Source organism: Membranihabitans marinus, assembly GCF_019802045.1.
GTDB lineage: Bacteria > Bacteroidota > Bacteroidia > Chitinophagales > Saprospiraceae > Membranihabitans > Membranihabitans marinus_A.
Map to the genome: position 1 here is coordinate 15688 of NZ_JAHVHU010000023.1, position 12622 is coordinate 28309.

At 45.1% G+C, this 12622-nt stretch carries 9 protein-coding genes; 2 read left to right on the forward strand and 7 right to left on the reverse strand.

Annotated elements, in window-relative coordinates; genetic code table 11:
* Nucleotides 1–32: 32 nt before the first annotated feature.
* From KUV50_RS18245 to KUV50_RS18265, 5 genes are all read right to left on the reverse strand, one after another.
* Complete coding sequence (locus tag KUV50_RS18245; RefSeq protein ID WP_222581648.1) at nt 33–614, reverse strand: GNAT family N-acetyltransferase; 582 nt, start codon at nt 612–614, stop codon at nt 33–35.
* A 94-nt stretch (nt 615–708) separates the two neighbouring features.
* Nucleotides 709–1323, reverse strand: coding sequence for a DNA-3-methyladenine glycosylase family protein (locus KUV50_RS18250; RefSeq protein WP_222581649.1), 615 nt, complete (start codon nt 1321–1323; stop codon nt 709–711).
* A gap of 8 nt (nt 1324–1331) precedes the next feature.
* Entirely contained in the window at nt 1332–1967 is a 636-nt protein-coding gene (locus KUV50_RS19505; protein ID WP_261395402.1) for a YecA family protein, read from the reverse strand.
* A gap of 89 nt (nt 1968–2056) precedes the next feature.
* Nucleotides 2057–3448, reverse strand: a complete 1392-nt coding sequence (gene mnmE, locus KUV50_RS18260) for a tRNA uridine-5-carboxymethylaminomethyl(34) synthesis GTPase MnmE (protein WP_222581650.1) — start codon at nt 3446–3448, stop codon at nt 2057–2059.
* 317 nt (nt 3449–3765) lie between these two features.
* Nucleotides 3766–4914 (reverse strand): acyltransferase family protein, encoded by a 1149-nt coding sequence (locus KUV50_RS18265; RefSeq protein WP_222581651.1) that lies wholly within the window; start codon nt 4912–4914, stop codon nt 3766–3768.
* Nucleotides 4915–4994: 80 nt separating this feature from the next.
* On the opposite strand from KUV50_RS18265, the gene KUV50_RS18270 reads away from it, so the two are divergent.
* Nucleotides 4995–6623 carry a M28 family metallopeptidase gene (locus KUV50_RS18270; RefSeq protein WP_222581652.1) on the forward strand — a complete coding sequence of 543 codons (1629 nt, stop codon included), beginning with the start codon at nt 4995–4997 and terminating at the stop codon, nt 6621–6623.
* 227 nt (nt 6624–6850) lie between these two features.
* On the forward strand, nt 6851–8119 hold the full coding sequence (locus tag KUV50_RS18275) for a serpin family protein (protein ID WP_222581653.1): 1269 nt from the start codon (nt 6851–6853) through the stop codon (nt 8117–8119).
* A 74-nt stretch (nt 8120–8193) separates the two neighbouring features.
* Here the strand turns inward: KUV50_RS18275 and KUV50_RS18280 are convergent, their stop codons facing one another.
* Nucleotides 8194–11019: a TonB-dependent receptor gene (locus KUV50_RS18280; protein WP_222581654.1), complete on the reverse strand. Its 2826-nt coding sequence runs from the start codon at nt 11017–11019 to the stop codon at nt 8194–8196.
* Nucleotides 11020–11097: 78 nt separating this feature from the next.
* Entirely contained in the window at nt 11098–12618 is a 1521-nt protein-coding gene (locus KUV50_RS18285; protein WP_222581655.1) for a carboxypeptidase-like regulatory domain-containing protein, read from the reverse strand.
* Between the last annotated feature and the right edge of the window lie 4 nt (nt 12619–12622).

Here is a 12622-nt window from a genome sequence, read left to right on the forward strand (position 1 = left end):
TAGTCCCCCAAAGATAGATTCACTATGCATAGTTATTTTGTTGTTCTTGGTCCGGCCATATATGAATGTCCCGGACTGTGGATCATTTCTGGCAACTCCGGACCACAATCCTTACAGATCAAATACCTGATGTGTTCGTTGCTTTTGGCGGGGATATCTGTGAATTCGGAGGGGGATATTTTCCGTCCGTTTAATTTTTCAACGGCTTTTTGAGATCGGATATTGGTCATATGGACATGGAATAGGACGTACTCCACATAGTGCAGAGCATGATCGATCATCATTTTTTTGACTGTTCGGTTATACGGACCTCCCCAATAATTACGGGAAAAAAAAGTACCTCCGATTTCAATGCCGTCTTCAAATCCGTTAATTATTTTATACCCGGAACTACCTATGAATTGGCCATTGGCTTGATCTAAAATAATAAAAGAACTTTTTGCTGCGATCATATCATCAAAGAAAGCCTCAAATTCACTTCGGATATATCTTTTGAAGCGATGCTGACTCCATATCATGGGATCCCGAGCGACCTCATAGAGCGGCTCCAGATCTTTTTCTTCGACGGGTCTGAGTGTGACCAGATCGTTTTTTAGGGTGGGTTGCCAATTCATAATTACTTAGCATTTGCATTGCAGCTTAATCCAAATATCCTAAAAAGGATTTGAATATCCTATTTTATGGGCTGTTCTTTCCATGACATCCAAACTAGACTGGGGTATCTTTTCCTTGCCACAGGTATCGGCTCGCTGTCGTGCGGTAAGGCCGCCAGGGTTCAGCGATTTCGTGTAACCTTTGTGTGAGTGCTTTTCCTTTCAGGTCCTTCACATCATACAGATCGATGATATTGTTTCGGACGACGAGATCATTCAGAGGCAATACATCTGGGCGTTTTAAGGTAAACATCAGAATCATCTCGACCGTCCAGCGACCGACTCCCTTGATTCGGGTAAGTTCTTTGATGATGTCATGATCGGATATTGGGTTCCAGTTTTTATTCATGAGGTTGTTTTCCAGAAAGAATTTTGCGGTGTTAAGTACATAGGTTGCTTTCTGTCGCGACAGACCGGCTCCACGCAATTCATCCGGAGCCATATGGATAATTTTATTCGGATCGGGGTATTGACCAGGAAACAAATTCAAGAATCGAGTGTGTATTGCTGTGGCTGAAGCACCTGATAATTGTTGAAAGTTGATTGAACGGAGGAGGGCCTCATATACCGTTGGTTGGCCGGGTCGGTCTCTGAGCACACAGTTATCGATCAGGGGTTTAAGGATCGGGTCGTTGGACAAATGTTTTCGGATGTGATCTGGAGGTTGCATGCGGTTTATTATTTACGTAAGCAGCACTTTTTATATTTTTTACCACTTCCGCAGGGGCAAGGATCATTCCGGCCCACTTTTTTTGAAGTATGAATCACTGTTTGACTGCTTTGTAGAGGGGAATGAACCCCGGGAAGCGGCTTTAAGGGAGTCGTAAAACTGTCGTAGATTGCTTGTAAGTCTTTCAAATCCCGTTTCCATTTAAAAGACTGAGATCTATTAAGCATTTTCTTTTTCACCTCATCAAAGGACCCACAAATCGAAGAATCAACATAGTCCTTTTTGTACATCTTTTCGATCTGAGGAATGAATTGCTTTAAAATTAGGTCAGGGATATTACATATCAAAAGGCCATTGAACAACGTATCGATCACATTTTCTTCAGGTGTTGAATCGTGGAGGTAGTCAAGGAGTTCTCCAAATATGGTTTCAATTTCAGCTCTTTTTTCCGGAAAATGATACCATATTTGTTCAAGGGCATCACTGACACCAGATTTGAAAAAGCTATAAGTTCCTGGTAATTTTAGATATTCCAGCAATGCATCCAATTGGTTCTTACCGATTTTTACCAAAGGTATCCAGCCGGCTTCTGTGAACAGATCTCCAAAGACATCCTCCATGTATTCTTCATCTTGCTGCATCATTTCACTGATCTTCCTACAGCGGACAAGTTCTTTATCCGTGATGATCCGTCCGATCTGCGTAATGTGCGTTCTATTTGTTCACTAATGCATCACTTCCCAATACAAAAATCCCGAAAAATCTTATCCAGTAAATCATCAGTTGTTACTTCGCCGGTGATCTCACCCAATGCCTGGAGCGCATGGCGGATGTCCATGGCCACAAAGTCTCCGGTAATCCCACTGCTGAGATTGTCCAGTGCTTGCTGAAGGCTGTTCTCTGACCGAAGCAAGGCCTCATAATGGCGACTGTTGCTGATGATGGCATCGTCCTGACCGGGCACTCCCAGGAGTGCTTTTTCGACCATTTTTTCCTGGAGATAGGGGATGTTCATTTCATTGATGGCGGACAACGTGATAAAATTGTCCTTTCGAATCAGGTCTCCACTGTAGTATTCCTCTGGTTTTAAATAGGGATTGAGGTCCATTTTATTCGCTATGATCAACAGGTTCTTATCACCCAGCGGGTACTTCTCCAATTCTTCCACGAGTTGTACAGGATCGAGCTCCGTCGCATCGAAAATATACAACACCAGACTGGAGGACTCCATTTCCTTCAGGGATCGTTCTACCCCAATGCGTTCAATGGTGTCTTCCGCTTCCCGGATACCAGCCGTGTCGATCAACCGGAAACGGATCCCATCGATGTTAAAATAAGATTCGATGGTATCCCGGGTGGTGCCGGCAATATCGCTGACAATGGCGCGGTCTTCCCGAAGAATGGTGTTGAGCAGGGTGGATTTTCCGGCATTGGGACGACCAATGATGGCGGTCGACACGCCCGTTTTGATCACATTCCCCAGCTGGAACGAATCTTTGAGCGAACGGATGTATTTCAGGATGTCCCGGATCAATGACTTGAGGTCGTCCCGATTGGCAAATTCCACATCTTCCTCGGAGAAATCGAGTTCGAGTTCGATGAGGCTGGCAAACTGGATCAATTCCTCCCGCAGCTTTTTGATTTCCTCCGAAAACCCACCCCGCATTTGCTTTAGCGCCAGATCATGCGCCCCTTTGGACTCGGAAGCGATCAGATCAGCTACGGCCTCGGCCTGACTGAGATCCATCTTGCCGTGCAGAAAAGCTCTCATCGTGAACTCACCGGGGTTGGCCATGCGGGCGCCGGCACCGATGCAGGTTTCCATAATTTGTTGAATGATAAAGGAAGACCCGTGGCAACTGACTTCCACCACATCTTCGCCGGTGTAGGATCGCGGGTTGCGGAACAAACTGACCACTACTTCATCCAGAATTTCTCCGTTTTCTTTATAAAGGGTGCCATAGTGCAGGGTATGACTTTCGGCCCTGGAAAGATCTTTATTCCGAAACAGATTATCTACGATCGGAAAACTCTCCGGTCCGCTTAATCGGATGATGGCCAAAGCGCCTTCCCCGGGCGGAGTAGCTACGGCTACAATGGTATCGTTCAAAGAAGTGTTTTTCATTTTAATTAAATCGTCTTAGGTGTCTTGGTCTGTTCGATGTATCTACTCATAAGTAGAATAATCAGCGGCCAGGAAGAAAGTTCATACGCTGAAGTATTTCCCGCAAATTTCGCAAATTTTCGGAAATAAGCACGGCTAACTCGCCGGCGTCAGATTACTCAATCAAGATTTTGTATTCCGCTCACCCTAAGGTGAGTCATTGAATTCAAAACAGTTCTGGTATTGGAATGGCTGAGAAATCAACCGGTAGATTCCTTTTTTCCTACCTTGACGTCCGTAGAGAATGAGTTCATGAAGGGCCCGGTACGTCAGGTAATTCAAACCTTGATGTATATCTTTTTTCGGTCCATCCACCAGGCAATCAGCCACATAAACAATATGACTGAAAGCGCAAATAGAAACGAACCGATCTCCGGAGGGCCGGGGGCATGAATAAACCCTTTTTTATATAAAAAGTTCCAGGGGGTCACCCCATCGCCCAACGGGATTAAACGGGCTGTTTTGGGTAAAAACGCACTGAGTGCAAAGATGAATAACGGGTTTTTTCCAAAGACCTCAAAGAATCGGGTTACGAACCCTTTTTGCTCTTTAATTTCAATAAAATAGATCATGTAAGCGATCAAAGCTGTGGCCAACCCGGTGGTGACCAGGACAAAGGAACTGGTCCAGATCTTTTTATTGACCGGAAAAGTCAAACTCCAGCAGTATCCGATAATCAAAAATGCCACCGCCCGCACAAACAACTTAGTGGTCAGAATATGAGGACGGGTTTGATCCTGCCTGGTAATCGCTGTGCCGATCAGGTATCCAAACAACACCTGTGCGACGACCGGAATGGTGCTTAAGAGTCCCTCGGGGTCAAAAGGGACGCCCTCCCCTTTATACAGGTGAGGGATCCCCAGGATGAACTTATCTATATCGTTGCCGATAAACCCCTCCAACGAATACGGATCCTCCGGGTTACCAAAGTAAACGATGCCCCAGTACAGTAACAGCAGAGCTCCTGCGATGCGGGCTACCGTCCGAAGGGAAAAATAGAAAACCAGAACCGAAGCGAGGAAATACCCTACTGCGATGCGTTGCAGTACACCAAAGATGCGCACACCGGAGGTCTCATTCGTGACCCAGGGAATCCAGGACAGGCTGTCTCCACTCCAGCGGACAAAGGGATACCAATTCAGAAAAAGACCGATCATAAATATCATAAAACTACGCCACAGCACCTTGGTCCAAAAAGATCGCGGACCTTTTTCAATGGCGCGGGGAATGACAAACGCCATCGCATTTCCCACCGCAAACAGGAAAAATGGAAAAACAAGATCTGTGGGGGTTAATCCATGCCAGGACGCATGTCTTAGCGGAGCAAAAATATGTCCCCAGCTGCCGGGGTTGTTCACCAAGATCATCAGGCATACTGCCGCGCCACGGAAGACATCCAGAGAAAGATACCGCTTTTTTGCTTTCATGTGTATCCACGTTATTTTTCAGATCATACGATGGTTATGATTCTGAAGTATTTTTTTAATTTTGTTAGAAATCACAAATTATGGCAATTTTTCGTATTTCTTATTTAATTATCCTCCTAAGTGGATTATTCACAGCTTGTCAGTTGAGCGACAAAAAGGTCACCCTTCAAGGACAGGTTCAGGAAGATTCTCTGCGATCTTATACCAAAACATTATCCTCAGATGCTTTTTTGGGGCGGATGCCGTTTACCGAAGGAGAAACGAAAACGATTGATTACCTCATGACTCAATTGAAAAGCTTTGGCCTCGAGCCCGGGAATGGAGATTCTTATGTCCAAAAAGTGCCATTGGTGGATATCAAAGGTTCGCCAGATCCGGAAACAACACTCCAAGGAGGAAATAGTACGGTACAATGGTCCCTGGGGGAAGACTTTGTGGCTTACAGCGAGCGTGAGCAAGAAGAAGTCCACCTGGAGAACAGTGAGTTTGTCTTTGTGGGCTATGGGATTTTGGCACCGGAATACGATTGGAATGATTTTGAAAGCGTGGATGTCGAAGGAAAAACCATCGTGGTCCTGGTCAACGATCCCGGACTGTACAGTGGGGATTCGACCTTTTTCAAAGGAGCCGCGATGACGTATTATGGGCGGTGGACCTATAAATATGAAGAAGCAGCTCGTCAAGGCGCCGCCGGTATCCTGATCGTACATGATACCGATATGGCCGGGTATCCCTGGTCGGTCGTGCGGAACTCCTGGACAAGTTCTCAGCAAGGGTTGCAGCAAGAGAATAAAGGAGCGGACAAAAGCAAGGTTCAGGGATGGATCACCACAGAAGCTGCTACGGAATTGTTTGACCTGGCAGGACAGGACTTTGAGACGTTAAAGGAACAGGCTGCTCAACCCGGTTTTGAATCCGTACCACTAGGTGTGGAATGGTCTTTATCCATTCGGAATAAAATGACCTATAACGAAAGCAATAACGTGATAGCCCGGATTCCGGGGGCAGCTGAGCATGATGAAAATATCATTTTCACGGCCCATTGGGATCATTTTGGGATCGCTACGCCCGTCAATGGCGACAGTATCTACAATGGTGCTATAGACAATGGAACCGGTGTGGCGGCCTTGCTGGAAATTGGTCGGACCTACGTAAAGAATAACATCCAGCCAGAGCGGTCGATCATTTTTCTCTTTGTGACCGCAGAGGAACAAGGGCTTCTCGGGTCAAAGTATTATGCGGAGCATCCCATTTATCCACCATCGACTACGGTAGCCAATCTGAATTTGGATGCTTTGGAGGCACTCGGGCCGATGAAGGATGTCACTATGATCGGATACGGACATTCGACTTTCGATGAAATATTGGAAGAAGAGGCGCAAAGGATGGATCGCTATGTCGTTCCCGATCAGGAGCCGGAGAAAGGTTATTTTTTCCGAAGTGACCATTTTAATTTTGCCAAAATTGGGGTTCCAGCCTTGTATGCCAAAGGAGCGTTCGAGAACCGAGAAAAAGGAAAGGATTTTGCACAGCAGAAAATGGATGAGTATACGAACAATCATTACCACCAGCCTTCTGACGAATATCGAGAAGAAATGGATTTTCGGGGAATCACAGAAGATGTTCAGATGTATTACAACATTGGATGGAAGCTGGCCATGGGGGAGGTGACGCCGGAATGGAAAGCATCTTCTGAATTTAGCCGGTGAGGATAGATCATAGTATTGAGTACACACAAAAAGAAGTTTCTACCGCGTACCCTAGCGCACGGTACAATGTGGCGCGCACGCCTGATACCTGTTGCGTGGCACGTCGAAAGTGCCCCGAACCTGATCACCCGCTTGACCGTTTGCAACAATTTGGAAGGGCTATTCGTTTTTATAGCTAGAAGATGATTCTTAGTTGACCTGATTTTCTAACTAAAGCAAATAGTTTTATGATGAATACTTCCACCGTTTCCTTGTACTTCAAAAACGATAGTTTTATCCTATGGATGGTAGTAATGATCGGCGTGTTATTTTCCTGTGACCAAAAGGAGCTGATGGATAAAGATCATTTTTTGGACCATGGGTATGAAATTTCGGATATGCAAGAAACGAGTCAGGACCTCTATCAGGCGACATCGCAAGACTATAAAGACGAGAACTTTGTAATTTCTCCGCTCAGTATTCAACTGGCGTTGTGTATGGTATACAATGGTGCTGATGGGGACACCAAAGAAGAGATTGGTGAATTGCTTCGTGTGATGGATGGAACGACCAATTGGGATTTAGAAAGGCTGAATAAGCGTACAAAATCCCTGTTGAGGTATTTTAATGGATTAGTCCGGGACGGACACCTCGATATTCACAATGCGTTGTTTTACGATGACAGCCGGGTGGCGTTGGCGGAGGATTTTGTAAATCGACTGGAGACTTATTTTGATGTGCACAAAGCGGAGCTGGACTTTGGTTCGTCAAAGGCTGTGGAATCAATTAATGAGTGGGTCAGTAATAAAACGTACGACAAAATCAAGGAAGTAATCCAAGATATATCCGATCAGGAGGTATTATTTCTGATCAATGCATTGTATCTAAAGGCCGATTGGGTAACTGGGTTTCAGGAGCAAGCTACTTCGGACAGAAAATTTGTGACAGCTCGAGGCGAAGAAATTACGATTCCTACCATGCATCGGACAGGTGCGGTGGACCACCTGAATATCAGTGGAACACAAGTAGTCAAACTCCCGCTGGCTGACTCATCGCTTTATACCTACCTCATCATGCCACAGAATCCGGATGAATTGTCCGATTTGATAAAGTCACCGATGATCACTGAGATCTGGAATCAGTCGCTCGGGTTTAAGAACGCACGGGTTGTACTGGAAATGCCGGTTATAGAAACCAAAACGCACTTGCCGCTGAATCAAGCGTTGCAATCACTTGGCATGACATCTGCCTTTGATCCGGGTAAAGCGGACCTGGGTTTCATGGGTGAATCCAAAGTGGGCCCTTCGTTGTTTGTCTCCCGAACCCTGCATGATGTTTATCTCAAAATGGATGAGAAAGGGGTGGAGGGTGCTGCAGTGACCACCATTGGTGTAGGTACGACTAGCATACCTCCGGCCATCCAGTTCAATAAACCATTTTTGTACCTGATCGTGGATCACGAAAAGGGACTGCCTTTGTTTATCGGTCAATTTACCGGAGTCACCAAAGAAAATTAGAAGCGAATGTTTTGAAACAAAGAAAGTTGGCCAGCAATGGCCAACTGATCCATAAAATCACGGTATAAAAATTCTTAAAGGGCGACGGATAGGCCAAGTGACACCGATCTGCCTGGCCGGTATCGCTCACTTATTCGATCGATCGAGCCATAAGATTGATACACCTGGATATGTTCATGGTCCAATATGTTTTTAATTAATAGAGATAGATGTACACGGTTTGTTTTTTTCATGTTCATTCGCGCAGTAAAGTTGAGACTGTGTGTCGGCTGGGTATAAATGTCAGAATTTCGTCCGATTCCCACGATAGTTAACTGCTTACCCTGATAGTTATAACTCAGGTTTAAATCCAACAATTTATTAAGGGTAGCGTATTGTAAAAACACATTGGCGATCACCGGCGCCTGATCAACGAGTGACCGAGTCGAGGATATCAATTCACCGGATCTGGCATTGTGCAGTCTGGATTGATACTCGGATTCTCCTAGTTTGACATTAGATCGGATAAAGCTTACATTTCCACTGAGGGTGGCTCCCTGCAAAACAGGAGCCATGAACGCTAAGTTTTTCTTTAATTCCAGTTCAATTCCCAAAATGGTTGCTTTGGTACTATTTCGTGGTTGCACATTATCAGGTGAAGCATCGGAATAGGCTACTAACTCAATTGGAGCAAACAATTGTTTGTAGAATCCGCTCAGTGACACCAGTTGGCCCAAATCAAAATAGTTTTCAAATCTCAAGTCAAAATTATTGATTTCTGTGGCATCAAGATTTAAGTTCCCAATAAAGGTTTTACCTGAAATTAAATCCTGAATCTGAGCCAGCGATTTCTCCTTGAATGTTGGTCTGGCCAGCGTCCGGTTGGCGGACAATCGGATGTTGATTTTATCTGTAGCGGCATATATGATATTGAACGAAGGCAGGATATCTAATTGATCGAAGACTTTCTGGTTCTCGTACCGTTCACTTCCCAAATTATTCTGGCCGGTATACCGATTGACCACTTGTTCCATTCTGGCACCATATATCGTTTTCAAACGGCTACCAAGTGACAGATCATTCATCACATACCCGGCAAAGATGGTTTGATTGGCTTTATAGGTGTTGGCCGGTTCATAATTTCCTCTGACATAGGTGCCTGTTCGCGAGTTTGGATCCCAGATGTTTTGTGGTAGAAACAATTGGTCGGGGTCACCGTTGAGTCCGATTTTTCCTGACTGCTCGACTCGAAATAAATAGTTCAAAATCTCATATCTCCGATCCTTGTACGTCATACCACCTCCGCCTCTGATATAGGATGTGCGATTATTCTGCGAATCGATCGCATAGGATACGTCCAGCATGCCGGCATAATTATCTTCCTGCAAGGTCCGCCATACTCGATGAACGCCGCCGCCCACGCTGGCATTTAATTCATAGCTGATTTCCTCTCCGCGATCAAGGGTCTGATATGTAGTCACTCTGTTATCCGGTTCTTTCAGAGTGGACTTTGTTTGGGACAATGTCCAGTCCAGCTCCCAATTGTCCGAGCCCATATGGTGCTTCCCATTGACTCGGATGTGGTCCATGGATCGTTCACGGTAACCCAGGTTTGTCTTAACAATAGTGGATGGATTGGTTTCGGAATTGATTTGGTCAAGTTTCGCTGCACGTGATGTACCATTTTGGATATGGAACCAGTTGATACCGATTTTGGTGCGTTTCAATTTGTAATTAATTCCGGCTATGCCTGTCAAAAGCACTTCTTGGTCTGATCTTCGTCCATGAATCGATCGGTTTCGGAGGAGATTGAAATTGGCAGTATCCGGATATTTTAAATAGGTATTATATTCCAATTCCGGAAATGTGCGGTATGAAACCTTGTAATTAGCTGTTCCTATTATACCGAGTTTGCCGCTTCCCAGATCAAATTGATTCCCATAAACAATGCTATAGGATTGATCTGGAGCACTTTTTACTTCCATGGAACTCATCCGGGGATTGAATTGACTTGTGAGGGTTGATAACTGATGGTTTTTGTGTATCGGGTCGGGTATGTTGGTTGTTTTCTCAAAGGGTAAATCTCTTGACCCGTTGTCCCAGCCCAGTGCATCGGTTTTGGATCCATCGTACGACAGAAAGTTATTTACCAGATTCATGGATGGGTTATACCCCACAGACGCTGAAATCCTGAAAAGTGGGCTTTCTGGGAATTCTCTTGTATATATATTGACAAGACCACCTGAAAAATCGCCCGGTAGATTGGGCATAAATGTCTTTGAGATCAAAATGTTTTCGATGATCAGGGTAGGGAAAAGGTCAAACTGGACGCTGTTTTTATCCGGATCAAGTCCGGGTATTTCCGTTCCATTGAGTACCGTTTTGGAGTATCGATCTCCCAGACCACGGACCAGAACATGCTTACCATTTACGACCGATACACCCGTGACACGCTTGATGGCTGAACCTGCATCACCATCACCAGTTTTGGAAAACAACTCCCTGGATACGCCGTCAACCACATTGGGTGATTTTCGTTTTATGGTGAGTAAGGCAGATTGTGTGTTGCGTATTTGACTGGCGACGACCACGATCTCGGAAAGGGTTTCCATGGCTGGATATATATTTGGATTGATGACTTGAATAGCATCTTCCCTAACTTCTAAATCGTGTACCGTTGTCGATGTATAGCCGATGTATGAAAACGTGATACTGTAGATTTTTGCGGGCAATTGGAATTCAAAGGTGCCATCGAGATCAGTGCTGGTGCCGATCCCTTTGTCACTTTCCAGATAAACGGTGGCAAAAGGAACAGGTTCTCCTGTGTCGCCGTCATAAAGAGTGCCCCTCACCAGGCCTTTCTGCCCCATCAATGGAAAATATAGAAGGGTTAGTAGTAGTAATATTAAGCTCTTTTTCATAAGTGCGATTTTATGATAAAAATCACAGGAAGGCATTCCAATAACCCTCCTGCGATTATATTCAGATTCCACAAGTGGTTACTGATAGAATTTCTGAAAAGCAGACCATGTCCATCCAAAGACAGAAACATTTGCTCCTACATTTCCGGAAGGTTCTGTGACTACTTTCGTATTTGTGTTAGTGATGACGTCAAGCATCAGTTTTTCCATTTCCGGAGTAATAGATTCCTGGCATGTGCTGGTGTACAAATGAACAAGAATATCCAAGGGGGAACTGCTGAGGATTTCAATGTTCTCAAATATCAATCTTGGCTCGTCAGCCACGAGATAATCGAAAGAATCTTCTCTATCGGCGCAATTATTGTCTGCATCAAAATCGTCCCTGATCAGAATAGTAGCCCTATCTTCATAACCTATGAACAGTGAATTTTTGATCGTACCTTGACCTTTGGATTTCAGGTCTGCACCGGTACCACTACCTCCGGTGAAAATAAAGGTGCCCTTATCGATCGTAAACAATCCATCGGAAAGACTTCCTTCCGGACCATCGATTTCGAGTGCTTTATCGGAATCGTCACCACCATGGATAACCAAAACATTTTCAATGGTGCCGGAATAATTTTGATCGAGGTCAATAGCATCATCCCCTTGGTAGGAAACAATGATGTTTTTTGCATTGACAGTTCCGCCAAAGAATTCAACGCCATCATCCAGCGTAGCTGATACTTCGATGTCTTCAAACACAGTTCCTGATCCTACACCACCCAGCGTGATCCCATTGATTTCGTTGCCATCACCGATGAGGGCACCGCCGTGACGAACGGAGATGTATTTGTAAACTCCAGAGTTGTCATCTGGGACGTCTCCGCCGTATTTGCCAAATTCTTCGTCCGCTGGGATGCCTTCGATCTGTGCTTCGATGTCGCCGTCACCGGCAGAAATGGGCGCTTTACCCAGGATAATGAGTCCGCCCCATTTTTCTCGGTCGATTGCGGTCAAATTATCTCCCCATTTTTGACCAGGGGTAATATTGTCCAGGACGGAGGTAAATATGATTGGTTGCTCAGCAGTCCCTTCTGCCATGATTTTACCGCCCTGTGCCACGATAAAAGCTGAAGCTAAAGATCCGACTCCTTCCCGGCCTTTGATGATGGTTCCGGGTTCAATAGTCACCGTATGGCCATTTGCTACGACAAACTTCTTATCCAGTTCATACACCTTATCGGATGTCAGTGTCATATCACCTGAGGTAAGTCCTGTGAGTACGACAGTTTCGATCGACTGGCCTTTTCGGTGTAATCTGATTGAGATCGACTGGCCTTTATTTACGATGAGGCTTGTGTCCAGATAACCGGCTTTGGAAAATGTCACTGTATCATTTTTGATGGCCTCTATGGTAAATCTGCCATCGGATCCGGTCACGGTGCTTTTTAATCCTGTCCGGACCTGGACATCCGGTATGGGTGCATCGGTACTGACTTCGATCACAATTCCGGTAATTTGGATAGCGGAAGGTTCTATCGGTTTGGGGGTGTCACAACCATAATTTAGGATAATGCATGCAAGTAGGAATATTCCTAATAGTGTTTGTTTTTTCATGTTT

What these genes read in the sequence shown, in the direction of transcription:
- KUV50_RS18245 (WP_222581648.1), bottom strand. Translation starts at nt 614, where the DNA reads ATGAATTGGCAACCCACCCTAAAAAACGATCTGGTCACACTCAGACCC.
- KUV50_RS18250 (WP_222581649.1), bottom strand. Translation starts at nt 1,323, where the DNA reads ATGCAACCTCCAGATCACATCCGAAAACATTTGTCCAACGACCCGATC.
- KUV50_RS19505 (WP_261395402.1), bottom strand. Translation starts at nt 1,967, where the DNA reads ATGATGCAGCAAGATGAAGAATACATGGAGGATGTCTTTGGAGATCTG.
- mnmE (WP_222581650.1), bottom strand. Translation starts at nt 3,448, where the DNA reads ATGAAAAACACTTCTTTGAACGATACCATTGTAGCCGTAGCTACTCCG.
- KUV50_RS18265 (WP_222581651.1), bottom strand. Translation starts at nt 4,914, where the DNA reads ATGAAAGCAAAAAAGCGGTATCTTTCTCTGGATGTCTTCCGTGGCGCG.
- KUV50_RS18270 (WP_222581652.1), top strand. Translation starts at nt 4,995, where the DNA reads ATGGCAATTTTTCGTATTTCTTATTTAATTATCCTCCTAAGTGGATTA.
- KUV50_RS18275 (WP_222581653.1), top strand. Translation starts at nt 6,851, where the DNA reads ATGATGAATACTTCCACCGTTTCCTTGTACTTCAAAAACGATAGTTTT.
- KUV50_RS18280 (WP_222581654.1), bottom strand. Translation starts at nt 11,019, where the DNA reads ATGAAAAAGAGCTTAATATTACTACTACTAACCCTTCTATATTTTCCA.
- KUV50_RS18285 (WP_222581655.1), bottom strand. Translation starts at nt 12,618, where the DNA reads ATGAAAAAACAAACACTATTAGGAATATTCCTACTTGCATGCATTATC.